At 51.2% G+C, this 26,453-nt stretch carries 16 protein-coding genes and 1 pseudogene; 11 read left to right on the top strand and 6 right to left on the bottom strand.

Annotated features, from left to right (window positions below; genetic code table 11):
• The first annotated feature begins 62 nt into the window (after window positions 1-62).
• Window positions 63-1,709, top strand: a complete 1,647-nt coding sequence (gene pqiB, locus AC1RKG_RS12755) for an intermembrane transport protein PqiB (RefSeq protein ID WP_187961913.1) — start codon at window positions 63-65, stop codon at window positions 1,707-1,709.
• Window positions 1,710-2,356: 647 nt separating this feature from the next.
• On the opposite strand, the gene AC1RKG_RS12750 is transcribed toward pqiB, so the two are convergent.
• The 6 genes and pseudogenes from AC1RKG_RS12750 to tssB form a co-directional block, all read right to left on the bottom strand.
• Window positions 2,357-3,724, bottom strand: a complete 1,368-nt coding sequence (locus AC1RKG_RS12750; protein ID WP_187961914.1) for a TolC family outer membrane protein — start codon at window positions 3,722-3,724, stop codon at window positions 2,357-2,359.
• A gap of 1 nt (window position 3,725) precedes the next feature.
• On the bottom strand, window positions 3,726-5,045 hold the full coding sequence (locus tag AC1RKG_RS12745; RefSeq protein ID WP_087762503.1) for an HlyD family type I secretion periplasmic adaptor subunit: 1,320 nt from the start codon (window positions 5,043-5,045) through the stop codon (window positions 3,726-3,728).
• Window positions 5,032-6,777: a type I secretion system permease/ATPase gene (locus AC1RKG_RS12740; RefSeq protein WP_493183186.1), complete on the bottom strand. Its 1,746-nt coding sequence runs from the start codon at window positions 6,775-6,777 to the stop codon at window positions 5,032-5,034. Before AC1RKG_RS12740 ends, AC1RKG_RS12745 begins: the two co-directional genes overlap by 14 nt.
• Window positions 6,778-6,915: 138 nt before the next feature.
• Window positions 6,916-10,002 carry a DUF4214 domain-containing protein gene (locus AC1RKG_RS12735; RefSeq protein WP_493183185.1) on the bottom strand — a complete coding sequence of 1,029 codons (3,087 nt, stop codon included), beginning with the start codon at window positions 10,000-10,002 and terminating at the stop codon, window positions 6,916-6,918.
• Between the two features lie 157 nt (window positions 10,003-10,159).
• Window positions 10,160-10,753: a response regulator transcription factor gene (locus AC1RKG_RS12730; RefSeq protein WP_187961918.1), complete on the bottom strand. Its 594-nt coding sequence runs from the start codon at window positions 10,751-10,753 to the stop codon at window positions 10,160-10,162.
• Window positions 10,754-11,282: 529 nt separating this feature from the next.
• Window positions 11,283-11,830 (bottom strand): annotated as a pseudogene (tssB, locus tag AC1RKG_RS12725) (type VI secretion system contractile sheath small subunit).
• Between the two features lie 1,016 nt (window positions 11,831-12,846).
• Here tssB and AC1RKG_RS12720 point away from each other — a divergent pair.
• The 10 genes from AC1RKG_RS12720 (at window position 12,847) to AC1RKG_RS12675 (ending at window position 26,401) form a co-directional block, all read left to right on the top strand.
• Window positions 12,847-16,044: an autotransporter outer membrane beta-barrel domain-containing protein gene (locus tag AC1RKG_RS12720; RefSeq protein ID WP_493183183.1), complete on the top strand. Its 3,198-nt coding sequence runs from the start codon at window positions 12,847-12,849 to the stop codon at window positions 16,042-16,044.
• Window positions 16,045-16,260: 216 nt separating this feature from the next.
• Entirely contained in the window at window positions 16,261-17,181 is a 921-nt protein-coding gene (locus AC1RKG_RS12715) for an alpha/beta hydrolase (protein WP_493183181.1), read from the top strand.
• Between the two features lie 344 nt (window positions 17,182-17,525).
• Window positions 17,526-17,936: a GNAT family N-acetyltransferase gene (locus AC1RKG_RS12710; RefSeq protein ID WP_020828618.1), complete on the top strand. Its 411-nt coding sequence runs from the start codon at window positions 17,526-17,528 to the stop codon at window positions 17,934-17,936.
• A gap of 25 nt (window positions 17,937-17,961) precedes the next feature.
• Window positions 17,962-18,651 (top strand): helix-turn-helix transcriptional regulator, encoded by a 690-nt coding sequence (locus tag AC1RKG_RS12705; protein WP_020828619.1) that lies wholly within the window; start codon window positions 17,962-17,964, stop codon window positions 18,649-18,651.
• Between the two features lie 20 nt (window positions 18,652-18,671).
• The gene (locus AC1RKG_RS12700; RefSeq protein ID WP_046372634.1) at window positions 18,672-19,967 is read left to right on the top strand and encodes a cytosine permease; all 1,296 of its coding nucleotides are present in this window, start codon (window positions 18,672-18,674) and stop codon (window positions 19,965-19,967) included.
• A gap of 609 nt (window positions 19,968-20,576) precedes the next feature.
• Complete coding sequence (locus AC1RKG_RS12695) at window positions 20,577-21,191, top strand: helix-turn-helix domain-containing protein (RefSeq protein ID WP_020828621.1); 615 nt, start codon at window positions 20,577-20,579, stop codon at window positions 21,189-21,191.
• Window positions 21,192-22,088, top strand: coding sequence for a queuosine precursor transporter (locus AC1RKG_RS12690; RefSeq protein WP_020828622.1), 897 nt, complete (start codon window positions 21,192-21,194; stop codon window positions 22,086-22,088).
• Window positions 22,066-22,908 (top strand): NADPH-dependent 7-cyano-7-deazaguanine reductase QueF, encoded by an 843-nt coding sequence (gene queF / locus AC1RKG_RS12685; RefSeq protein WP_048759769.1) that lies wholly within the window; start codon window positions 22,066-22,068, stop codon window positions 22,906-22,908. Before AC1RKG_RS12690 ends, queF begins: the two co-directional genes overlap by 23 nt.
• Window positions 22,909-23,030: 122 nt before the next feature.
• The gene (locus tag AC1RKG_RS12680; RefSeq protein ID WP_493183179.1) at window positions 23,031-25,178 is read left to right on the top strand and encodes a phosphocholine-specific phospholipase C; all 2,148 of its coding nucleotides are present in this window, start codon (window positions 23,031-23,033) and stop codon (window positions 25,176-25,178) included.
• Between the two features lie 143 nt (window positions 25,179-25,321).
• A complete protein-coding gene (locus tag AC1RKG_RS12675; protein ID WP_369982364.1) occupies window positions 25,322-26,401 on the top strand; it encodes an ABC transporter substrate-binding protein in 1,080 nt (359 codons plus the stop codon).
• The last annotated feature ends 52 nt before the right edge of the window (window positions 26,402-26,453 follow it).

Genomic DNA, 26,453 nt, shown 5'->3' with positions numbered 1-26,453 from the left:
AGATATCGGTCATTAATTGATAGCAGGGCTCTCATAAAGTGAATAAAAGAATAGGGCCTCATGTGAAAGAACATAATTATGGCGTCGCCGATGTCGAGCAGATCAAACGCTGGTCACCGGTGTGGATAATTCCCATAGTGACCGCGCTGATCGGTGCCTGGATCTTGTTTTACCACTTCAGTCATCAAGGACCAGTAGTGATGTTGGTCACTACCACCGCTGATGGAGTGGAGGCGGGAAAAACAAAAATAAAAAGCCGTAGCGTCGATGTCGGCAGAGTAGAAACCGTCACGCTTAGTGATGACTTGGGCCAGGTGAGGATACGGGCACGCCTTAATGACGGCATGGATAAGTTATTGTCGCAAGATTCCGCCTTCTGGGTGGTAAAACCGCAGATCGACCGCGAAGGTATCTCAGGTCTAGGCACAATGCTGTCCGGAGCCTATATCGAGGTACTGCCGGGCAGCAAAGGCAAAGGCGACAAGAATAGTTATCAGTTACACGACACTCCACCGCTGACCTCGCCGGACACCAAAGGGCTGCGCATCGTGCTAACCAGTGAGAAATCGGGCCAGCTTAATGTTGGTGACCCAGTGCTATTTCGTGGATATCGCGTCGGCACAGTGGAAACTCGCGATTTTACGCCCGCAGAACGTCTAATGCGTTACCAGCTATTCATCACCGCACCTTACGACCAGTTGATCACAACCAACGTACGCTTCTGGAAAAATAGCGGTGTGGCGTTCGATTTGTCAGCACAAGGGATACGCATGGAGATGGGGTCTCTGTCGACCCTAATCAGTGGGGGGGTGAGTTTTGACGTACCTGAAGGCTGGGAGCACGGGGAGTTGGCGATAGAAAAAGCGGAATACCAACTTTTCGATAATAAGCGCAACATTCAGGAGTCGCTGTATACCGCCCACAAAGACTATCTGTTGTTCTTCACCGATTCAGTTAGCGGCTTGCAACCGGGCGCACCAGTTGAATTCCGTGGCATTCGTTTGGGCACGGTGGCGCAGGTGCCTTTTTACAAAGAGGGTATACCACAGCGGCTAGACAACCGTTACCGTATTCCTGTGCTGATCCGTATCGAACCAGAGCGTTTTCAAAAAACCAATGTCGACAATGCCGATTTTGAACGTAGAAGATTAGTTGCTGAGTCGCGCGGCATGCGTGCGTCTCTGAAACCCGCCAGCTTGTTGACCGGTTCGCTGTATGTCGATTTGGACTTTTATCCGCAAGCAAAGCCCTGGAAAGGCCCACACGCGATATTTGGTTATCCCGTGGTACCAACCATCAGCGTCGGTTTAGCTCAGATTCAACAGAAACTGATCCAGACACTGGACAAAATCAACACAATTCCAATAAATCCGATGATCAACGAAGCAACCAACACGTTGGTGGAAAGTCAGAAGACCATGAAGTTGACGCAGCAGGCCATGAAATCGCTGAGTAGTATTATCGCCAGCAAAGAGATGAAGACGTTGCCTCAGGACATGCAGAAAACGTTGCGGGAGTTGAGACTCAGTCTGAAAGGGGTCCAACCGGGCTCACCGGCTTACAGCAAGATGGTGGGCAATATGCAGCACCTGGACCACGTGTTGCGTGAACTGCAACCGATATTGCACACCCTGAATGAGAAGAGCAATGCGTTGATGTTTGAGGCCTCCGCCGGTAACGATCCTCAACCGAAGAGGGCCGCTAAATGAGGGAATGGCTCCCGGTTACCCTAACGTAGTTGCACAGCACCTACAGTAGATTTACTAGCCGACGTTTAGGTTTACCAATGATTTTCATAGGGTTGAGGCGTAGGTTATTGAAGCCCTTTTAATATCCTCAGTTGATTTTCTGATGATAGTTCTAAAACTGTGAGGTTTTAAAATGAAAGATTTCCTTTATTCAATAAGTTATGTTTTTTTTGTTTTATGTCTTTGCTTCTTAATCAGTGGTTTTTTCAGGAATTAGAGCCATTATCACACATACTCTTTATTGTTTTATCGAGAGTCCCCTTAAGCCTTGCATCTTGAGAATGCGAGCAAGCAGCTCCATCATCTCGTGATTTATATGAACATAGACTACGCCGCCCCTGGTTGTCCCATCATGGCCAAAATTTTGCAAGCCGGAGTAAGTGTTTGCTTCATCCGGCCCCCAATCACTTCTTATTTTTAAATCGTGGACCACGGCGCCATGGTCGTCAAACAATGTGGCGTTGCCGGATCAACCCAACACTCTCTGCCCTCTGGCTTTAAACACTTCAACACCAAGCGCCAATGCCAATTCTTGCGTTTATCTTGCTCAACGTTTTTTTAACAACTCTATCCTTATATGACTAATTGGAGATTCACGTAGTTATCGATTAGTGAAAATAGCGTGCGACCTGCGCGATATCCTTTTCATTGAGCGTCCCGGCCAGGCTCTGCAGCGCCACCCAGGCTTTCAGATAACCGTATTTGGCCTCCGCATACTCTTTTTGCGTGGTGTAACGCTGTTGTTCCGCATTCAACACGTCGACGTTTACCCGCATGCCGGCCAGAACGCTCTGTCTCGTCGCTACCACCTGTTTATCTGCCGCTTGCAAAGCTAACTCGTAAGCTTTCAGCTTCGCTTCACCGTTGCGGCACAGACGGTACTGCTGTTGCAGATCATTGAGTATTTTGTCCGATTGCGCCGCCATCTCGTACTTGGCTTGCTGGTAGCGCGCCGCCGCCTGTGAAGTTGAAGCAGAAACGCCGCCGCCGGAGTAAAGTGGAATGCTGACCTGTATGCCGACCGAATCGGTGCGGTATTTCTGGCCTACGGTATTGTCGCTGCTTGAATCGTTCTCCGAATGCGAGGCGTACAGTGCTACACGAGGCAAATGTCCTGCACGGTTGCGCTCTACCTCATATCGCGCAACATTGATGCCCTGCTGAGCGCTACGTAACGCAGGGTTATTGCTTTTTGCCTGGCGCTGCCAGGCCTCCAGCGTCGGGTATTTCAGCACCAATGGCGAAAAGGTCCCGGGCTGCGCCGCGATAGGGTCGAAACTGGCCACCGGCACACCAATGAGGTTACTGAGCGTGTTTTGGGACACATCCAGCGCATCCTGTGCTTCAATCCTCTGCGTCAGAGCGATGCCATAACGCGCCTCGGTTTCCGCCACGTCGGTGACGGTGCCTTCCCCCAGACTCGACAGTCGTTGGTTCAGCGCCAGTTGTTCCGCGTAAGTAGTGACCTGAGCCTGTGTCAGCGCGATGGCCTCACGCCGATATGCCACCTCGATATAGGCCTCCACCAGACGCGTCGTCATCTCTTGCAGTTTGCCCCGATAGCGTTCGTCCGCCAACAGAGCCTGTGCCACGCCAGCCTGATAGCGCGCCCAGGCGGCATAATCGAATAGCGGCTGAGTGAGGGTCACGGACAGTGAGCTGCTGCGATACTGCGTATTGACGCTTTGCTCACCCGTTGGCTGGTTGAAAATGTCCGCCCCCTGATATTTTTGGTTTTGCCAGTTGCGTGGCGCATTCTGATAATTTGCCGAGACTTGCGGTAATAAACCCGCGCGGCCAATCGTTCGCTCCTCTTCACCCGCGAGCTTCTCCTGTACTGCAGATTGCAGAGTGGGATCGTTATGTATGGCCAGCGCAAAGGCTTCTGTTAACGACAAGGCATACGCAGGCGTGCCCAGAAGCCAACAGGCCACCAGTAATAAGGCAAGTGCGGCGATAATGATACGCTGAGCCATCTTATTCCTCCGTCAGCGACATATGCGCGCGATCCATGATCGGTTTGAACAGGTAATTGAGCAGCGAGCGTTCGCCGGTACGTACGAAGACTGAAACCGGCATGCCAGGCACGATGGTGTTCTTGCCCAGCCGCTTTATTTGCGCTGGCGGCACGGCCACCTTCATGCTGTAGTAGGCTTCGCCAGTGCGCTGATCGATCAGACGGTCCGCGGAGACCAGCGTGACGTCCCCTCGTACCTTGGGCGTTGCGTTCTGGTTAAAGGCAACAAACATCAGCTCAACCTCCAGACCGGGTTTCACCTTGTCGACCAGGTTGACCGGCAGTTGAGCCTCAACTTCCAGGTGTCGCTCGCTGGGGACGATATCCAGCAACGGTTCGCCAATACCGACCACGCCGCCGGTGGTAAACACTTTCAGGCCGACTACGGTGCCGTCCAGCGGCGCTCGCACTTCGGTAAAGTGCAGGTCGCTATTGGCCTGTGTCAGTTTGCTGCGGTATTCGGCGATGTCCAGTTGGATCTGCGTCAACTGCGTACGGACCTCTTTTTGGTAGTCGGCCTGGCGACGGGCGATGTTTTGCTGCCCTTCCCTCAGTTGTTGTCGCAATTGACCCTGCTGCCCCTGCGCCTGCGCCTGCGCGCTGCGGACGTCCGCATATTGCCGTTGCATCTCCAGATAGCGGTTGCGCGGCAGGTAGCCGTCTTTTACCAGGCTTTGCATACTGTTGAGCTGCTCACGGAAGCTTTTCAGCTGCAGTTGGCGGCTATCTTGGGCGTTGTCAATGCCCTGCAGTTGAAAGTGCACGCCGGCCATCGACTGGCGGAAGGCTTCCAGCTCGCTGTAGAGTGCCGCCCGGCGCGAGGAGAATAGCTGATCCTGCAAAGCGATAATTTCTGCCAGTCGCGAATTTTCCTGAGCCTGTCGGCGCAAATCCCACGGATAGGTGACCTGCGGTTTGCCGTCACGCTCTGCCAACAGGCGGGCTTCCATAGCATACGATGTCAAGTAGCGTTCACGGTAGCTGTCAACCTGCGCCTGCGCCTGTACGGAGTTGAGTTGGATCAGTAACTGGTTGGCGAGCACGTGTTCGCCTTCTTTGACTTTAATCGCGGCGATTGAGCCGGCGGCGGCGGCCTGCACAGTTTTGCTGTTGCCGATCACCTGGACGGTACCTTGCGCGGTCACCCCCTGATCAAGCGGCGCGAACAGCGCCCACAGCAGGAACCCGCCAAGCCCGAGCAACAGCGTCAACCAGCCAAACCGGCCATAGTGGTGCACATCATCAGGCACCGGTGCTTTCAGAATTTCAGGCAGTGCCATCCGGCATCTCCTCTGGACGGTGGTTAACGGCTGGCTGTTGACGCTGTACCTGCTGCATGGCGGCGATCACCTTGGATGTAGGGCCGAAAGCTCGCATGCTGCCGCCATCAAGCAGCAGCAGGTGGGTGGTGGTAGCAATCAACTGTGGACGATGACTAATCAGCACTATCGTTTTTCCCGCCGTACGCAGTTGCATGATCGCCTGGTTAAGCGCCAGCTCGCCGGTCTCGTCGAGATTGGCGTTGGGTTCGTCCAGTACCAGCATCACCGGATCGTCATATAACGCCCGGGCCAGTGCGATGCGCTGTTTTTGGCCGCCGGACAAGCCGTTGCCAGCGTGGCCGAGTACGGTATCGTAGCCGGCGGGGAAATGCAGGATCAGCTCATGTACGCCGGCAAGTTTTGCGGCGGTCAGGACTTTTTGAGGATTGACCTCCTGAAAGCGCGCGATATTTTCCGCCACGGTACCGGCGAACAATTCGATGTCCTGCGGCAGATACCCGATGGCGCTGCCGAGTTGATCTTTGTTCCATTGAAAGATATCGGCGTCATCGAGCCGAATATGCCCCTCGGTCACCGGCCAGATTCCGACCAACAGGCGCGCCAGCGTGGATTTCCCGGAACCACTGGCGCCAATTACACCGAGCACTTCACCGGGCGTCAGTTGGAAGTCAATGCCTTGTAATATCAAAGAGGTTGGTGCCGCCGGCGTGCCGGCGGCGATCTGCTCGACGCGCAGGCGCCCCTGTGGACGGGGCAGGCTCATGCCGAGGATACGCGGCGGCGAGGCGTCAAGCAGCTTGACCAAGCGCAAATAAGCAAGTTTGGCGCTGCTCCAGCTCTTCCAAACGTTAATGACTTGCTCGATAGGTGCCAGCGTGCGGCCAAGCAAAATCGAGCCGGCGATCATCATGCCGGCGGAGATATGGCCGTCAATGGCCAGCCAGCCGCCCAATCCCAGTACCAACGATTGCAAGGCGATGCGTACCACCTTGGTGACGGCACCGATATTGGCTGCTCGTTCACTGGCGATGCGCTGAGCATCGAGAAACCTGCTATGCAGAGATTTCCAGCGTTGTCTTAACGCCGGCAACATGCCCATTGCTTCAATCACTTCAGCATTGCGCAGCCCAGTGCTGGCGGCAATGCCGGATTCAATAGAGAAACGACTGGCCATAGCGAGAGGCTCATTGGTCTTGACCTGGTTGAGCACTGCCAGCGCGATCAGTAATAGCACCGCCGCCAGCGCGAACAGCCCTAGCCAGCCGTTGAACAAGAAGATCACCAACAGGTAAATCGGGAACCAGGGGGCGTCGAAGAAGGCAAACAGGGCGCTGCCGGTCAAAAACTGCCGCACAGTGGTCAGATCGCCGAGCATCTGGCCGGCATCGGTGGCGTTGTTCCTGAGATTGGCTTCGAAAGCAGCGGTGTAAATCCGATCGTTGAGCGTGGCGTCGAGTTGTTTGCCGATACGGATCACCATCATGCTACGCACGTATTCGAACACCCCCATCATTATGAAAAGAAACAACACAATCAGGGTGAGCATCAGCAGCGTCATGCCGTTGCCCGAAGGCAGAGCTCGGTCGTAGACCTGCAGCATATACAACGACGGCACTAACATCAGGATGTTGATGACTGCGGTAAAACAACCGAGGCTCCAGAAGGCGCGACGGTGTTGGCGTACGGCATTGACTATCTCATTGGGTTGGAAAAGCTCGACAAACTGCATAATTCATTCTCTGGTAGGAAAATCCGGAGGGAGGTTCATCTCTGATGCGGATAATTTCACTCTTATGGCGCTGACATCGCAGAAAAAATAAAAAAAGGGGGGGGGGCCCCCCTGGGTGACACGCATTGCTGCCGTTAATCAGGCAACCGGTTCGTGCTGGAATTGAGCGAGGTTGATGCCGTTCAACTCCACCGGGGAGTAGTACAGGTTATTCACCAGATCCGCGTGGCTGCCGCCCTGCAGCAAGACTATGGTGTCGTTACTGTCCAGCACGCGATCGTCATTCTGATCAATGGTCAGGAAATGTTTGTCGCCGACGCTGGAAATCCCCACCTTATCGGACAGTTTATTGCTATCCAGGCCGATTATCCCCATGGCTGCATTTGCTAATGCCTCTAAGCCGGTACCCATGCCCTTTTTCACCAGCTCACTCACTAAATTATCGATGCTGTTCTTCTCGCCATAGTTAGTTACTTTGATACCGTCGTCATGACCTGAGAACGCTAAACTGGATCTTTGATCGACTAACGTATCCTCGGCATAGTCGAAATCGTCGATAGTGGCAGAGGTGTCACGCTTGCTAGAAACAATGTTAAAGACGTCACTGCCATCCCCGCCATGTACGATGGTGTTGTCTTTCACCGAGAAGATGTCATTCGCTTGAGTACCGGTAATCGAAACGGTGGTTGATTCTTGCAAACCATAATCTGCCAGAACCTCATTCATTTTGTCTTCCAAGGAGGTGGCTACCAGCCCCACAATCGGCCATTTGTTAGCGGCTTCTACCAATGAATGGACGAACGTATTGTTGCCGGTTCCACTGGCCTCAGAATCGATATTGACTCCAGCAGTGTTGTCGCTGGCGTTGATGGTGACGTTGTTATAGCTGCTGCCAACGGTAAGATCCAAGTGATGATCGCCCGTGACGTTAATCTTGGTAACATCGTTATCACCGTCTCTCAGCGACAAGATATTGCCAAAGTCGCCGTTACCGCCGGAGGCCACATTTACAGTCTCCATTTTAAATTTGGGGTTGGTGAGGTGCGCGTTCAGGCTGACTGAGCCGGCGTTGATGTCCGCATCGCTGTTCGCGGTGAACACAATGTCGAACTTGTCGGTGAGAGCCAGTGAGTTCAACGCGAAGTTAAGCTTGCTGGCCGCGGTGGCGTCGCCGGTCACTTCCAACCGCGCTGCACTACCACCCGCAGCATTGATTACTTTCACTCCATCGGCCAGACCGGACAGAACAAAGCCCTGAGAGCCGGTGTCCTTCGGCGCACTTATGACCAACAAATCGCGCAGTGCGGACAGGAGCCCATCGTTGTCACTGGTAGTTTCCGGCTGCTGTAGTCGATCGACGTCGCGGCTGGATTCAGTGGACGCACTACCGTTCAACACGCCAAAGTCGAACGTATGGTCAGTTGCGGTTGAACCTTTACTGACGGTCGCTTTGCCAATATAGCCCGCCAAATCAATTTTCTCGAAGCTCGTGAACTGCGAGGCGTTAGTGGTAATAATAGCTGTGTCTGTCTTCTGCAGAAAACCGCTTTCGCTGAAGTCAACGTTTTTGGTGATAAAGTTGGCGGACAACACATCGGAACCTGCGCCGCCGTCAGCCTTGATGGTATTGCTGACGCTGTTGGTGCTGCCGACAGCCGCGTTGCCAGCCCATTGCAAGGTGTCGTTGCCTGCGCCCAGATTGAATTGCCCAGTGCCGGTGTTCTCGGCCGCCACAGAGGTCACTACAATCTTGTCCGCGCCAGAACTGGCGTTAAGAATGACGTTAGCATTGTTGACGGTAGCGTCGACCCCTTTGTTGACACCGTTGTTGGACAGGTCGACCGTCGCGGCAGCATTGCCGTTAATAGTCAGATTAGCCAACTGGTCGGCGAATTTCAGATCGGTGACAGTTGCACTGTCTGCGTTGAGAACAACATTTTTCAACACAGCGATTTCTGCATTGCTCAGCACATGCTCGCTACCAGTATTCACGGTACCGGCAACATTGCCGTCGCTGGAAGCACTGTTCAGGGTGGCGGCGGTTTTATACAACAGGCTGTTGCCAATATCGGCTTCAAAGGCATGTTGAGCGCTGACCGTAACGTCATCCGTGGCGGTGGACCCTCGTAGATCGTTGATGATTGCCTGCGCGATGGATGTATTATCACCTTTGGCGGTATAGTTCGCCAATTGCTTGTCCGTAGGCGGGGTCCCCCAAACATCGTTAAAAACCTTGGTAACGAATTCGGAACCGCTCAGGGCACCTCCTTTGGCCTGGGACTCCTTGCTACTGATCAAAGAAGAAAGCAACTTGGTGAAAGTTGTGCCAGAAGCGAGCTGTTTGCTCCAGACATCCAATGCCTGAGCGTCAACGCCACGTCCTGGGACAGCCAGATAAATTGACGCAACTTGCTCTTGGTAACTTAGCTCAGGCAATTGTCCCGGACTATACACATGAATTGCTTGAGAAAAATTATTTTGTGCCGCTTCATCAGTGACCGGCACCCGGCCTTTAATCTGGTTTATAACGTCAACGACGATGGAACCGCGGGTAGCACCTTCATCCAACTTAGCCAGGAACACAGAGGACTCTATGGCCGATGGTTCGCGATGGAAGGTCTTTTCGTACAGTCGTGTAACAAAATCGGCATTGTTCAGTGATGTCAAATAAGCGTGATCATTGACAAAAACTTGCGCAACTTTAGCAGTGTCGGCTCCGTTGGCCAGTTTCTCCCCCCAATAGTTAATTCCGCTTGTGGTCGCGGTGCTGCCGATCACGTAGTAAATCGCCAGGGCTGTGCTGGCGCCAGCACTCGCAGCTGCCGATACGGCTGGGTATAGAGATGCCCCAACAGTCGTTTCGAAGCTAGAATGTGCCGCTAATTCCACAGGATCAAAGCCAGAGTAATGAAGTACGCTATCGACCATTTTTGCAATAGCATCCGCAGTACTTCCAGAATTCAATAAAGATGTGAGTTCGTCCTCCGATGGAGCCGAGCCGTGGATGTTGGTATAGACTCTCGTCAGTATTTCTGCTGGCGTCTTATTTGCGAAACGCGCCAGACCATCATTGCCAGCCAAGAAACTTTTTACCAAATTTGTCGGTGTTGAACTTCCGGTTTCAAGAGCTTTACCAAAGTAATCATAAGCAGATGATGAAGCGTTCTTTCCTAAAACCGCATAATATAAAGCCGCAGCCTCTTGCTGATAATATAAACTGGCCATAGTTTTATTCCTGAGTGTTGTTGATATTAACTGTATTTTATTTAATGTCAGTGCAAAGCTGTCGCAAACAAAATATCATCCTACCCAACAGAACTGATAGATTGGCGTTACAGCTGTAAAATAATTCACATGATTTCAATTAAGCAATTGTCATCCTTTATGTTGTGGGTTTATTACAGGAAAAAAGCTTGATAATTAGAGAGTAAATAGCATGGGAATCTCTAACTCCAATCTTATGGAACAAGTTTCTGCGGTGCGTATAAACCGTCTTCAACGCGATATTCAAAGCGACAGATACTTCTGCGAATGATTTTCCTTGCAGAATATTCTCCATGACTTCTATTTCTCGCTTGGTCAATAGTTTCTCGGTGCTGTCGTGGTATTCAAATAAATTTTCAAAGCGAGATATCAACAAGCTCATCGACATTTTCTTAGACAAAAACCACACATTGAAAACCTGCACACAGCGTCTTGTTTCTTTTTTTTCTGGAATATCAAGAAACAACATTATCTTAACTTTATGACATGAGAGCTTTTCCAACACTATTTTCGATGCAAGGTAAGATCGCATAGCAACCAAGCAGACATCACCTTTGCTGAACTCTTGAGTCAAATCTTCTTGCCAAACTTTCTCAGATGGAATTTTATTTAATTTATAATTATTTTTTTGAAAAATAACCTCACACCCCAAAGAAAAGAAGACATCATCAGATATCAAATGGATACCACTTGAGTTAACCACATTAACCACCGTCTAATCTCACCATTGCATTTTATATAGCTAATATTTATCACTATTGTGATTTTACTCAGATGCACTTGCACTGATGGCGGTTTGGCTTATTTAAATTCATATAAGTTATCATCCATGATTCAATAATTGAACGAAATATAACCACACCTAATTCAATCAAGTCAAATTCAAAAAAGAAACAAGTAACTTATGAAACTATCTCTTTTTTTAATTTATCGCGATGTGAAATTTTTCATTAACATTCCAGACATCGTGAGTTAACGTAAAAAATGAACATGGCAGAAATTCTTGGTGACTCATCTCTGGACGTCGCTCCGAACTGGATCAATTAGCCACATTCAGCGTGTTGATGCTTAACTGGCTCGGTGATCCGCTGTGTATCGTGTATAAGGGATTGCAAAAAACCTGAGTGCTATTTTGTAGTCCCTCCTGCATTGCTGAGGAGAAACCATAATAGATGGAAATGCAGTGGTCGGACTTGTATATTCGGAAAGAACAATTCAATTCGCTTTTTTGTTTATATGACCTATAGTGGTATTATTTTATTAAAAAAGGAAGCTGACAGTTCGGCTCTGACTTCTGCGCTTAATGCCAGGACCAGAAGAATTTTTTCCAGTTCTTTTCGGAAAGTCTGGTTATCAAGAAGGTTCGCTTTAAAATCACGAAACAAATTGCGTATGGAAAGCATAGCCTTCAGCTGTGGTATTTGCCGGGAGACCTGTTCCGGAGAGAAATCCTTCACGCTCAGAAATATCAGACTGACAGTGTCTTCACTGCCATCATCAGCAAGGGTGTTTTTAACGGTAATATTCACCTTTGGGGAGTATTCGGAAAGCACGGAATAAAAGTTATTTTTATCCAGGTTAACTTTTTACGCTCTGATAATGGTGAGGACTCCTGACCATTAATGAAATCGCCCGCAATACGTAATTTCAGGGGTAGTTCAGTTTTCTTGCTTGCCCCACCCGTATGCAGGTCAAGCTTTGGATTAATACGTGCCTTTGGCACTTCATTCTGGAAACTGTCAGCCCTCACGTTATCTCTGTGTATGCTTTTTACACTACAGTTATCCATATCCGATAATAGAATAATGATCTACCAGTGATAAAATTTGCAGAGCTTTAATCCATAAATTGAAATTTATTAAAAATTTACCGCCAAATGTTAATGCTGGATAGCGCTTACACACCAGCAAAATCAACTACAGATAATACAATTAACAAACATTTAACTAGAAACAGTTAAAGTGCGCAGGTGATTGTTAACAAATCCATCCTTCATTGATTTAAATCAGTATTGAAATACTAAAAATTCCCATACCTTTTCAAGGATAGGGCTTCTGAACGACAGGAGGTGGCTGGGTCTGAAAAACCTCGTGGGGGCTGACAAATCGACAATGACCAAAAATTCAATCAATTCACCAGTAGCTCAACCCGGTGGATAATATCCATGTCACACGCCTGTAAAATCAGTAAGGACATTGAACTGCTGCAATAGTACCCTCACGATAACTTCGCTTTATTTCCCCACAGGAAGGAACAATCACCATTCTTAAATAGCTTATTTAAATGGTTACATTACCTCTCATATATCACGCGCTATAAAATTATAATTACAGTAGTAAACATCCATATTATTTATTTAAAGCATGATATAAGTGATTCTACTTTCTTATAAATCAATTAATTATTAATCCAATTGAAATTATACCAGGATATTTTAGTTTTCAACGTTAAGCCCCCGGTAACCCAGGCTCTCATAAACCCAAAACAAAAACCCCAACCCTTTGACTTTAAATAAAAAAACACATAGGAAATAAAAAACATAAGCAGTAAGCACATTACATATTAATTCATAACAAAAACAAATAACATAAAAAAGTCTAACCCACCTTCAATAATCAATAAAAATCAGAACTGAAAGCTTTACCCCAGTTTCAAGCTGAGCTATTTTAGCCATGTTAGATACTGAGAGAGATAACAATCAGCCTCAAATAAACAAATGCATTACCATCCTATTCTTCGGCCAACTCTCCCTCAATCAAATAAAATATCAATAATATATATGTTAACATAAGGGACGTTAATACCATGTTAAGTTTTAAAGTTAAAAGAATATCTTACGCCATTAATGGCGCATTAATACTAGGCACTTCGTGTTTTTTACCTGGCCTGCCGAATGCTTTGGCAGAAATGCTTATTGTCAATAATGGTAAGCAAATCGATGTAGAGAACAAAACATTCGATAGCATTATTTCCTCTGGAAAGGATAGTTCTATCACAGGGAAAAATATAACTGTACTTACCGCTAATTCAGATTATAAAACTGGGGTGATTGCCCTTGACCAGTCGCATATATCACTGACGGATGGAAGTATTACCACCCTTGGAAATATGGGGTCTGGGCTTATGGCGTCTGGTAACGGTTCGACTATCAACACCACGGGCACCACGCTGGATATCAGAGGAAATGGCACAAAAGGGGCTATGGCTCAGGATGCTGCGACAGTAGCCCTGAGCGGCGGCAGTATAAAAACTGCGGGTGAGATGAGCGATGGGCTCCAGGCAGTTGGCGTCGACAGTTCCGTTAAGGCATCTGATGTCGCCGTAGAAACAAGTGGTAAAGAAGCCTATGGTGCGGCAGCTTACCAGGGCGGGAAAACCATCGTCAGCGCCGGGAGTATAAAAACCACAGGAGACAAAAGTTATGGGGGCTATGTCAAAGATGCTGATTCATCCATTGAAATCTCCGATGCCAGTATAGAAACAACAGGTAAGGATTCTTATGGTGTAGCCGCATATCAAAGCGGAAAGCTCATCATCAACGGCAGTACGATAAAAACCACAGATATAAACAGCCACGGTATTGCCGTTACTGATACGGGATCATCCGCTGAGGTTGCTAAATTAGCCATCGAAATCACCGGGGACAACTCTGTAGGGGCAGTGGCTCTGAATAATGCCAAAGTCACTGTTCGTGATAGCAGCATAAAAACCGCCGGTGAAGAAAGCGTGGGGATCCTGGCCAAGGATAATAGTGCTGCTATTGAGACGTTTAACGTAAACACCGAAACAACCGGAAATGCCTCATATGGCGCGGTGGCCTATAAAAGCGGCAAAGTCGCCATCAACGGCGGTACGATAAAAACTTTCGGTGACAAAAGCCTCGGGATAGGAGCTGCAGATGAAGGCTCATCTGCATCTGCAATTAATGTGGCCATAGAAACACAGGGGCTCAATTCTGTAGGTGCCGGTGCCGGCAACAAAGGAGAAATAACTCTGGTTGGCGGAAGTATAACAACAACCGGTGAACTCGCTCACGGCCTGATCATATATAACGGCGGCCGGATGACCACCACTAATACTCAAATCCAGACAGAAGGGAAAAATGCCGCTGTTATTTTTGCCAATAGAGACACACTATCCAAAGATAATGATGTCAGTACTGTCAGCATAACTGACAGCACGCTGAAGTCTTCCCTGGGGAGTATTCTGATTTCCTACGGAGCCGCGTTGGATGTGACGTTTAAAAATGTCATTGCCCCACGCTCCGGCAGCGGCCTGCTGATTACCTCCTTTGACGCAGATCCCGGTGAACATGGCGTTGTCAATCTCACTGCACAAAAATCCAGCCTCTATGGTGATATCATGGCCGCCGCAGAAAACGTGGTATCGGTCAGGCTGGAAGATGCCACGCTTACCGGGGCAGCCAAAAATGCCACTAATATGACCCTCGACCAAGGCGGCGTATGGACGGTAACCGGTAATTCAACCGTATCACAATCTGTCAGCAACGCCGGCACCCTTGCCTTCTCACCCCCGACCGGCGGGCAGTTTAAAACACTCACCACCCAAAACTACACCGGTAACAATGGCACTCTGATCTTCAATACCCTGCTGGGTGACGATAAGTCGCAAACGGACCGGCTGGTGATCACCGGTGACTCGGCGGGTAATTCAAACGTTCAGGTAAACAAGGCCGGCGGCGGCGGCGCACAAACTGTCGAAGGCATTGAGCTGATTTCCGTCGGCGGAAAGTCTGAAGGCGTTTTCACCAAAACAGGACGTATTGCTGCCGGTGCCTATGATTACGAGTTGGTGAAGAAAAACAAAAACTGGTATCTGTCCAGCACGCAGACAAACCCTGTCTCCCCCGGCATATCGGAAGAAAAACCTGTTATCCCCCCTGTAGACCCTGGGACGCAGGAAAAACCTGTAACGCCAGCAGAGCCTGTAATACCGGGGGACCCCGCAACACCGATTTCGCCGGTATACCCTCTGGAACCAGAACGTCCCACTGAGCATATCTTCCGCCCAGAAGCAGGCAGCTATGCCACGAATATGCTGGCCGCCAATACGCTATTTACTCTCTCGCTGCACGACCGTTTGGGTGAAACTCAGTACACCGACGTGCTTACCGGTGAGAAAAAAGTGACCAGCATGTGGTTGCGTAATCAGGGTGGGCATCAACGCAGCCAGATGGCTGATGGTCAGAACAAGACTCAGGCCAACCGTTATGTGGTGCAGTTGGGTGCCGATCTCGCTCAGTGGAGCACTGACGGACTTAATCGTTACCACCTCGGTGTAATGTCAGGCTATGCCAACCAGAAAAGCCATACACACTCATCAGTTACCGGCTACGGCTCACGTGGGAACATTGATGGCTACTCCACCGGCATTTACAGCACCTGGTATGCGAATGCGGCAAATAAGTCTGGTCTTTACATGGATGGCTGGCTGCAATACCAATGGTTTAACAACGAAGTGAATGGCGATAACCTCAACGCCGAGAAATATAAATCCCGTGGATTTACCGCATCATTAGCCAGCGGTTACAGCTTCCTTCTCGGTGAAAGCAAGAGCCGCCAGGGCATGATCAGAACCTTCTGGTTACAACCTCAGGCTCAGGTTACCTGGATGGGCGTGAAAGCGAAGGAACATACCGAATCCAATGGCACTCGCGTGCAGGGCGACGGGCAAAACAACATCCGTACCCGTCTTGGCGTCAAGGCGTACCTTAAAGGGCACAGCGCTATCGACGAAGGTAAAGATCGGACATTCCAACCCTTTGTCGAAGCCAACTGGCTCCATAACAGTAAAAACTTCGGCGTAACCCTGGATGACACCAGGGTCTCTATGGCCGGCACTCGCCACATCGGCGAAATAAAAACAGGTGTGGAAGGGCAACTCGGTAACAATCTGAATCTGTGGGCAAACATTGGGCAACAAATGGGGGATACAGGCTACAGCGACACCCAGGCTGCGCTTGGCGTGAAATATCTTTTCTAAAATGCACTTCTGACTGATGTCAGAGTTGGCCGGGGTTTAGCTCTTTAAAGGAATTTCCTCCCCGGCCAACACCTCTTTTACAGGATGATGGTACAACCACCGCTAACGCCGGCCGTCCAAGGTCGGCTTCCTATGCAAAGATAGGGTCGAAAGACAGGTTTTTTGCTTCCCAACATAAATGCTAATATCCCCTTTTCCTGATAAACAGAATCCAGCATGCCATCGTCTTATCGTCGCTGTCTCACCCTCGTTATCGCGCTGATTATCGGCGTTGGCTCCCCCATGCTGGCGCAGGCCAGGCCCGATCTGGAACGTAAAATCGGCACAACCCTGGTCGATTCAAAATCGCCTGATTATCAATTCAGCGATCTGCGCTTCACTTCGGCGGACGGTCAGCGCCGTTATCGTGTCCGCATAATAAAACCGCGCATTGCTCCGCCCTTGGGCGGCTATCCGGTTATCTACTTCCTGGACGGCAACGCAGTATTGATGGAGTTGAACGCCCAGTTGCTGGCTCAGCTTGCCGTACAAAAACAGCCGCCGGTTCTGGTGCTACTCAGCTATGACAACGATCTGCGTATCGACTCCAGAGGCCGCAGTTACGACTACACACCGGCTTCGCAACAAGGTTCAGGAAAGCAGCCCCATGGTGGCGCAGACGCTTTCCTTAAACTGATCGAAACCCAGATTAAGCCTGCCGTGGCCGCTCAGGTCACCGTTAACCCGCAGCAGCAAACGCTGTGGGGGCACTCTTATGGTGGCCTTTTCGTTCTGCATACTCTGTTAACCCAACCTGCTACTTTCCAGAATTACATCGCGGTGGAACCTTCGCTGTGGTGGGGGAAAGGCTTTATCCTGCAAGAAGCGCAACGTGTTATGGATAGGCATCCGTCTTTGTCCGCCCATTTGCAGTTGTGGAACGGCGGTGCGGAGAAAATGCGTGAAGCCCCGCCGATTATCAGGCAGAGTCAGTTACCCGCAGATGCGGCTCATGGCCTGGCCACACGGCTGGCGACACTTGACGGACTTAAGGTTGACTATCGGGAATGGCCCGGTTTAGACCATGGGACAATGTTCGGTGCGGCCATACCGCCGGCTTTGGAAGGCATAGCCAAAGGCGAGGCGGCGGGTAAATAAGGCTTTAAAAGCGGGTTCTGGGAAAAGGCTGTACGCGGCGGCTCCCCTTTGGCAAGTTAACTTGCTCTACCGGTGGAGCCTGAATAGCTAATGTATTTCCTGGATGGGGCCCTGGTGAGGCACAATAGGAATAGATAGACTGAGCAGGACCAAAGGCTATTTATTACCGCGTATTACGTTATTTTCTGGCCCTGTCGCAGCTAATATAGCCCCTTGAGTACGTGACGGGAACGGGTGAAAACCACCCTTGTAATACATTATGAAAAGTGATAGTTAAACCGGTTGGAGTAACCTCCGTTTGATTGCACCGCCTAATAATTATCACAGGGAATTATATTATAACGATGAATATCAATATTACCGACCAACCGAACCCGAAAGACGAAGAATTTGTGATTGACAGTCTTTGGGCCCACAACGCCAAAATTGAACCCGTCGATATCCACCCCTTATTCCTGACCGTCACCGATGACGAGGGTAAAATCGTTGCCGGACTGGTTGCCAGAACCTGGTGGGGCGGGCTTGAAGTGCAGTATCTTTGGGTCAGCGACCAATACCGTAAAAGCGGTTATGGCCGTCAACTGATGGTACAGGCCGAAGAAGAGGCCAAGAAACGCGGTTGCCACATGGCCTATGTCGATACTTTCGATTTTCAGGCCCGCGGCTTTTATGAAAAATTGGGCTATCAGGTTTACGGCAACTTAGGCGACTATGCCAAACAGCATACGCGTCACTACCTGGCGAAAAAGATTTAACCCAATTCCAGTCGGTGAGGTCAGAATGGATTCGCCCGATAAAAGTAATGAATTCTATTTGAAAGGCCTGATTGCCATGATGGAGCACTTAAGTGAGCCATGGGGCATCAAGGACCTGGCATCCCGTCATCTTTACATGAACCGGGCCGCCTACCTCTATACCAATACGCCATTAAATTTTGATATAGCCGGTAAACGAGACGACGAGTTCCCCGCCGACTGGGCCGAATCTGCAGCCGATTTTGTTGAACATGACAAAATGACCGAGATCTCGCGGGATCGGGTTGCCGTGATAGAAACACATTATTGGTACGGGAAAGACAGCCTGACACCGTTTATCAGCGAAAAACTGCCTATCTACAACGACAAGAAAGAAGTCTTCGGGGTAATGTGGAACGCCAAACCGCTTAACACCTTATCCCCGCTTAACTATATCAACCATCAAAAACCCAGCGTACTAACCACAGAAACCAACAGCACCATTTTTACCCGGGCTGAGCTGGACGTTATATTTTTAATGCTGCAACGGCTGTCGGTGAAAGAAATCGCCAAAATATATAACATCAGCAATAAGACCATAGAAAATAGAATATATAACATTTATCAAAAATCTGATGTCCACACACAGCAGCAGTTTGAGGAATTTTGCAAATATGCTCAGCTGGACAGCTACATTCCCGATCGCCTGATAGCTAAAGGCATCCAGTTTATTTAAATAGCAAGGAATACCTCACCGTGATCAAAATCGAAGACTATCCGTTAACCCGGGTACCTCAGGATAAAAGAGTCTCGTTTTTAAGCGTAGCCATAGTGCATATGGGCATGCTGACCGCGCTCGATCAGTTTATGCTCGGTGCCGTACTCGGCCACTCCATGACGCTGCTCGATGCATTTACCGCCATTTTCATCGGCAGCCTGATCTTTGGCGTGGTGACCTATGGCCTGGGCCTGGCGGGCATGCGCGAAGGGATCTCCGGCAGCCTGTTGGCCCGTTGGTGCGGCTTTGGGCGACTCGGATCGGTGTTGATCGGGGTGGTAGTGGCCGTCAGCCTGCTGGGCTGGTTTGGCATTCAAAACGCCATCTTCGCCAAGTCGCTGGATTTCGCGTTGGGGAACAAGCTGGGCTTTGGCCTGGCGGCCGGTCTGTCCGGCACCCTGCTGACCATTCTGGTGGCGTTCGGCTTTAAAGCCTTGCGTATCGCCGCCAGGATTGCGGTACCGATGTTTATTATGCTGGTGGCCTATATCTCCATCATCACCCTCACCGGCCACAATCTGCCTGAAATTATTCAACTGGTACCACCAGGCGAACCGCTGTCGATCAGCGCCGGTATCACTATCGTAGTCGGCGGTGCGATTGTCGCCAGCCTGATGACGCCGGATCTAACGCGCTACTCCAGGAACGGCAAGCATGTCTTTGGCGTCACCATTTTCACCATCATTGCCGGGGAATTCGTGGTTAACGGCCTGGCGATACTGATCGCCAAAACGCTGGGCACGGCGGATGTGGTCACCATCATGTCACAGGTCGCCGGTGGTGCAGGCCTGCTGGTCGTGGTGTTCTCTACCCTCAGGGTTAACGACCTCAACCTGTATTCCTCTTCGCTAGGCATCGTTAACGCCGTCGAAGGCATGACGGGCAAAAGACTGAAGTACACCGCCACCACCCTGGTGATCGGCGTGCTGGGCACCACATTGTCGGTACTGGGGATCCTCGACCGCTTCGTCGACTTCCTGACGGTGCTTGGCGTGGTGTTCCCGCCGATTATCGGCGTCATGCTGGTAGATTATTATCTGCTGCGTACTCACCGTAAAATTCTCGACGAGAGCCGTCGCGAAGGGAAATTGCCGGACCAGACGCCAACTATCGGCTGGGCGGCGATCATCGCCAGCATCGTCGGCAGCATTGTCGGTTTGGTGACCGAGTGGGGCGTGCCGACCATCAACTCTCTGCTGGCTGCCAGCCTGATCTATTGGGTATTTAAGTTGGCCATGAGCCGTTCTCAGAAACCTGCGCCTGCGCAAAGCTGATTGATATCCCTACTCTCCCGCGCTGGGGAGTGGGGATAATCGGAACAGAAAGGGGGTTTGATTAAGTTGTCGCCACCTTTTTTAGGCGCAACAAATTGATATCGGTCGGCTAAAAAGCCGACTGGCATCAATACGAAAGCGGGTTTTTTACTGCGAAGGTAAAACAGAAGACGTAATGGGGATCCCTGGTGTCGGTAGCTAAAACATCCTTTAATACCCAGAGAATGGAAACGCCTCCCTCCCTGAGCTTTTTATTATAGAAGTTGTCAGACAATCGTTTATTAACCGTTTTGACCGTCAAGAAACACTTCAGTGTGGATGAACAGTAGCTCACGGAAACCACCGTGGTCAACACAAAAGTAGACACAAAACCCACTTTTGTGTCCACTTTCTCCAGTCTTAAACCTAACCAATTGATTTATATTTAATTACCTTTGTTTTACATTTTACTCATCATGATAAAAGCATCAGCTGGCATGATACGTGAGAGATCAAAGCCCATTTCCAATGATTAATCAGCCGGTTACCGCCCCAACCTCAGCGTCAGTTCTGGACAATGTCGGCGCGTGCGATATAGTAATGCCGGCCAGAATATTGTAAGGAATGCTTATGAAGACCACTAACGCGCAGCGCAAAATCAACATCATTAAGAATATTGAATATCTGATGCGCACCCGGGGCGAAACTAAAGCATCCTTCTCTAACCGCACTGGCCTGACGCGTACCACCATCTATAAAATTCTCGACGGCCGGGTTAACAACGTGCAGCAGGCCACCGTCAACCGGATTTCAGATTTCTTTGGCGTTTCCTGTGAAGAGATCGAAGATTATGATCTGGCCAAGCTGGAACTGCTCAATGAAACGCTCTCTACCGAAGGCAATAAAAACCCTTCCGCCGTGCCCGTTATTCCTCAGTCGCGTTTTTTAGCGGTTGCCGGTTGGAAAGTCGGCCAGTTGGTAACTGAGTTCCCTTTGACTTATTTCTTCGGCGATGAGTCAAATATGGTAGCAATGAAAATAGAGACCGAAATAAAAGGTTCATTTATTCCAGGCGAGGTGATTATTATAAAACGCCCGCCGGTGCTGGTTTGCGATTCGCCTTTATTGTATCACTCGGGAAAAAATGGCTTCTTTGTGGTTAACGACAAAGAAGATTACTGCATGGAAAAAAATCATCAGGATACCGTGCAATTCCTGGGTTATATCTTTGGAGAACGGCTATAAATGGAACCGAATCAAAAGTTCAAGCTATTGGGCTTTACCCGGCATGGCACCCTCGCCGCCAATGTCATGATATTGGCCACCGGCAAAACCATCACCATGGGGCTCAATGAGCTGGCCGACAGCGAAATATCGGAAGATCTGAGCCGGCATGAGCTGCAGGCGCTGTACCGCAAAATCTACGGTAACAATCAGCAGCAAACCGCCTATGAGCTCAGCGATCGCCATGAACGATCGTGGTACGCCTACCTGATCATTACCGTCGCACTCAGCGTGATTTATATCTTCTCAACCCTGTGTGGCGTCAAACCGATTCAAATTCCCGCATTGAACCTCATCACTCCCCCGGCGATTTTTATTTACCCCCTCACCTTTATCCTGGTGGATATTCTGAACGAGTTTTACGGGCTGCGACTGGCCAGGCGCACCATCATCATCTCGTTTATGGCAAACCTGATTTTCGTGCTGGGCGTCTGGGTCACCACCTTGGTACCCAGTATTCCGCAATGGGAATTCAGCAAGACCTATGACGGCATCGTCCACAGCATCATGGCGGTCCTGGTGGCGTCGTCTGCGGCCTATTTAATCTCCGAGAACGTCAACTCTTACCTGCTGTGCAAAATCAAAGAGCTGACCAACTCCCGCTACCTGTTTGTGCGCGTGATCACCAGCACCGTGGTCGCCTCGGCCATCGATAGCGTGGTGTTTTGCACGCTGGCGTTCTACAACGTTCTGAGCTGGGATATCATCAAGACCATGATCCTGTCACAATTCTTGATCAAGGTGGTCTACGCCCTGGTGGGTGTCGGGCCGATTTACGCCGCTCGCAGCCTGTTTAACCGCTATATCAATACCGATCATGCAAGGAGCAATGAATATGCATATCAAAAAACAAGATAAAATCACCCATCTTGGCGCAAACTCCGATTATCCGGACCAGTACGCTCCCGAATTGCTCGAGGCCCTGCCACGCTCACGCGGTCGGGATCTGATCGGTGTAGATGAACAAAACCTGCCGTTCAGCGGCTTTGATCTGTGGACCGCCTTCGAGCTTTCCTGGCTCAACGCCAAAGGCAAGCCGGTGGTGGGCATTGGTGAATTCACCCTGCCCCATTCTTCCACCAACCTGATCGAGTCCAAGTCATTCAAACTTTATCTCAACAGCTTTAACCAGACACGCTTCGACAGCGTGGAACAGGTGAGTGCCGCGATGCAAAAAGACCTGTCGCAAGCGGCAAACGGCCAGGTTGGGGTTAAGCTCTATCCGGGTCTGGACGGATATTCGCCGCAGATCGATAGCCTGCCAGGCATCAATATCGACGATCTGGATATTGCCGTCGATGATTTCGACTTTAAGCCGGAATATCTGCACGGTGCAGCAGACCAACAAGGGGACATCGTGACCGAAACCCTGTCGTCCAACCTGCTGAAATCCAACTGTCTGGTCACCAACCAGCCGGACTGGGGCAGCGTGGTGATCCACTATCAGGGCCGGAAAATCGATCGCGAGCGCCTGCTGCGCTACCTGATCTCCTTCCGCCAGCATAACGAGTTCCACGAGCAGTGTGTCGAGCGCATTTTCAACGACATCAAGCAAAGCTGCCAACCGGAAAAGCTCAGCGTTTTTGCCCGCTATACCCGCCGCGGCGGCCTGGACATCAACCCGTTCCGCAGCGACTTCGAAACGGCGCCAACCCTCGGTCGTCTGATCCGACAATAAGCTTCCCCATCAATGCCCCCATGCGGGGCATTATTTTTCCCCTGTTCATCTCCTTGTTATTTTTCGCTATTACCGTCGTTAGCAACTATCTTCAAAACAAACCTCAGGGAGTTTAACGACGCATGCCTGACTTTTCGCGCAGAGAAATACTGCGGGCTGCCGCCATCGGATCGGCTTTTTCACTGTTACCCGCGTCGATCCGCAAAGCCTTGGCGATCCCAGCCAATAACCGCACCGGCACCATCAACGATGTCGAACACGTGGTGATCCTGATGCAGGAAAACCGTTCCTTCGACCATTACTTCGGCACGCTGCCCGGCGTACGCGGCTTTAGCGATCGCATAACCATTCCTTTGCCCGACAACCGTCACGTCTGGCAACAGCAAGGGGAAGATCGACTGGTGCTGCCTTACCATCTGGACAGCAAACGTGGCAATGCCCAGCGGGTGAGCGGCACGCCGCACTCGTGGGTGGATGAGCAATCGGCCTGGGACAGCGGCCGCATGAGCGCCTGGCCAACCTACAAAACGCCGACCTCGATGGGTTATTACCGTCGGCATGAGCTGCCCTTCCAGTTTGCCCTGGCCGAAACCTTCACCCTGTGCGACGCCTATCATTGCTCGATCCACGCCGGCACTAACACCAATCGCTTGTTCCACTGGACCGGCACTAACGGCCCGACGGCAGCCGAGGTCGCCGTAGTGGTCAACGAATGGGACAGCCCAGGCCCACCCGACGTAGGCTACCAATGGCAAACCTATCCCGAACGGCTGGAAGCCAGCGGCGTCAGTTGGAAGGTCTACCAGTTTTTACCGGATAACTTCACCGACAACCCTTTGGCGGGGTTCCGTCAGTACCGTGCGGCCAGCGTGAAAGTGGGCAATCCGGCGCAGCCGCCGAAGGACTTTACTGCCTTTGTCCCCTACCGCGACAAGCTGAACGCCGAAGCGCCGTTATACAAAGGCAATGGCAATACGCTGCCGGCGGCGGACGGCAACGATTTAGAGGCCATGTTGGCCGGTTTCCGCGCCGACGTGCAGCAAGGCAAATTGCCGCAGGTAAGCTGGATCATCGCTCCGGCGGCCTACTCGGAACACCCCGGGCCTTCCAGCCCGGTGCAGGGTGGGTGGTTTACCCAGGAGATCCTCAATGCGCTGACGGAGAATCCCGAGGTGTGGAGTAAAACCGTGCTGCTGGTCAATTACGACGAGAACGACGGCTTCTTCGATCATATGCCGTCGCCCTCCGCACCGTCACTGCGTGAAGATGGCACCTTCGCCGGTAAATCGACGGTGCCGTTCGACAGTGAAATCTTTCAGCATGTCGCCCCGCCAGGCTCACAGGAACAACCGCCGCCGGACGGCCGCATCTATGGCCCCGGCCCTCGTGTGCCCATGCTGGTGCTGTCGCCCTGGAGCCGCGGTGGCTGGGTTAATTCACAGGTGTTCGACCACACTTCAGTGCTGCAATTTCTCGAGAAGCGCTTCCAGGTACACGAACCCAATATCAGCGCCTGGCGACGCGCGGTATGTGGCGATCTCACTTCGGCCTTCAACTTTGTCGATCCCAACGGGGAAACCTTGCCCAACCTGCCCGCCACCAGCCGCCATTCCGCCGACAGCCTGCGCCAGCGGCAGGAGCAATTGCCGCAGGTGCCTCTGCCGGCAGTAGACAAACAACAGTTGCCGCATCAGGCACGACTGGCACGCCCTTCACGCGCCCTGCCTTACCAATTGCATGTTGAAGAAACTATCTCCCCCGACCAGCAATTACTGACGCTCAACCTGTACAACACCGGGGCGCAGGGGGTGGTATTTCACGTTTACGACCGGTTGGATTTGAACCAGATCCCACGGCGCTATACCGTCGAGGCCGGCAAAGCGCTCAGCGATAACTGGTCCGTGACGAACCAGTATCACCTGTGGCTGCTGGGCCCGAACGGCTTTCATCGTGAACTGCGCGGCGCCACTGGGCAACCGCAGCCGCAAGTCCGCCTGACGCCGCAAGGCGACCACTTGTCATTAACCCTCACTAACCCCACCCACCAGGCTATAACCGTGACTATCGCCCGCTGCCCTTATACGCAAAACGGCCCCTGGTCGATTGAGCTGCCGGCAGGAGAGCGCCACCAGCAGGCCTTTGACGCCAGGGCCAGCGGAGGTTGGTACGATATTTCACTGCAGGCTTCTGACGGTTGGCAACGCCGCATGGCCGGGCGGCTAGAGAACGGCGAGCACAGCGTCAGCGATCCGCTAATGGGCAAAGCCTAAGATATCCGCACGGGGGTGTTCAAAAAGCGAAAGGATATGGATTATCATTAGCCTCTTTATTCAACACCCCATGCCCAAGGATCTCCATGCCTGCCGTTCTTATTGCCAAAGCCAGCCGTTGGCTGGCCGCCTGCGCCCTGCTGATGGTCAGCGCCGTACAGGCCGCACCGATCGTCGTCACCGATGTCGCGGGTCGAGAAGTCACCCTGCAGCAGCCCGCCCAACGGGTGATCCTGGCCGATGCCCGCGCGCTGCTGGCACTGAATATCCTGCATCCGCAGGAGCCGTTGAAAAATATTATCGCCTGGGATAACTCGCTGAAGGTGAAGGCACCGGATCTGGTGGAGGCCTACGCGAAAAAATTCCCGCAGGTGATGCAGATCCCCACCTTCGATAATCCTTACGTCAGCGATTTCAGCGTAGAAAGCGCCGTTGTCCGTAAGCCGGATCTGATCATTTTCGACATCGGCCTGCTGAGCAAGCTGAAGGACAGCGGCGTGCTGGCCCAGTTGGAAAAAATCGGCATCCCGGTACTGATTATCGACTTCCGTCAGCAGCCGCTGACCAACACCGTCGCCAGCATGCAACTGTTGGGCAAGGTGTTTGACGAGCAGCAAAATGCCGACGCCTTTATCCAGCTCTACCAGCAACGTCTGGATCTGGTACGCCAGCGGGTGGCTACGCTGAAGCCGGAACAGCGCCCCAGCGTGTTTATCGAACGCAGCGCCGGCATGAAAGGCGAGCAGTGCTGCAACACCTTCGGCAAGGGCAGCTTTGGCCAATTTATCGATACCGCCGGCGGCAACAACATCGGCAGTAAACTGTTCCCGGAAATGGGCGGTGAGGTGAACGTGGAACAGATGATCGCCAGCAACCCGGATTTCTATCTGATGACCGGCGCCGACTGGAGCCGCGGTCATAAAGGTACATTGGCGGTTCCCTTGGGCTATGCCACCGATACCGCCACCACAGAGAAAAAGCTGGCGGTACTGATGAACCGCACCGGCCTCAACGTGCTGAAGGCGGTAAAGGAAAAACGCGTGATGGCGATTTACCACCAGTTCTATGACACGCCGCTGAATTTTATTGCGGTCGAGGCCATCGCCAAATTCCTGCATCCGGACTTATTTAAAGATATTGATCCGCAAGCGGATATTGAAATGGTGCACCATAAATTCACGGCGCTGGATTACAGCGGCGTGTTTTGGGTCACCGCAAAATAATCCCCCGCTCGGGGCCCGCCGGCCGGGCTCCGACACCTTTCCCCGCCACTTG

It is taken from the genome of Serratia sp. GW822-FHT06D09, assembly GCF_058799515.1.
This window is presented reverse-complemented; position numbering and strand designations above follow the sequence as displayed.

Coding starts and splice junctions, on each gene's coding strand:
- AC1RKG_RS12695 (WP_020828621.1), top strand. CDS start 20,577: ATGAAGACCACTAACGCGCAGCGCAAAATCAACATCATTAAGAATATT.
- AC1RKG_RS12735 (WP_493183185.1), bottom strand. CDS start 10,002: ATGGCCAGTTTATATTATCAGCAAGAGGCTGCGGCTTTATATTATGCG.
- AC1RKG_RS12745 (WP_087762503.1), bottom strand. CDS start 5,045: ATGGCACTGCCTGAAATTCTGAAAGCACCGGTGCCTGATGATGTGCAC.
- queF (WP_048759769.1), top strand. CDS start 22,066: ATGCATATCAAAAAACAAGATAAAATCACCCATCTTGGCGCAAACTCC.
- AC1RKG_RS12705 (WP_020828619.1), top strand. CDS start 17,962: ATGGATTCGCCCGATAAAAGTAATGAATTCTATTTGAAAGGCCTGATT.
- AC1RKG_RS12675 (WP_369982364.1), top strand. CDS start 25,322: ATGGTCAGCGCCGTACAGGCCGCACCGATCGTCGTCACCGATGTCGCG.
- AC1RKG_RS12710 (WP_020828618.1), top strand. CDS start 17,526: ATGAATATCAATATTACCGACCAACCGAACCCGAAAGACGAAGAATTT.
- AC1RKG_RS12680 (WP_493183179.1), top strand. CDS start 23,031: ATGCCTGACTTTTCGCGCAGAGAAATACTGCGGGCTGCCGCCATCGGA.
- AC1RKG_RS12740 (WP_493183186.1), bottom strand. CDS start 6,777: ATGCAGTTTGTCGAGCTTTTCCAACCCAATGAGATAGTCAATGCCGTA.
- AC1RKG_RS12690 (WP_020828622.1), top strand. CDS start 21,192: ATGGAACCGAATCAAAAGTTCAAGCTATTGGGCTTTACCCGGCATGGC.
- AC1RKG_RS12750 (WP_187961914.1), bottom strand. CDS start 3,724: ATGGCTCAGCGTATCATTATCGCCGCACTTGCCTTATTACTGGTGGCC.
- AC1RKG_RS12720 (WP_493183183.1), top strand. CDS start 12,847: ATGTTAAGTTTTAAAGTTAAAAGAATATCTTACGCCATTAATGGCGCA.
- AC1RKG_RS12715 (WP_493183181.1), top strand. CDS start 16,261: ATGCCATCGTCTTATCGTCGCTGTCTCACCCTCGTTATCGCGCTGATT.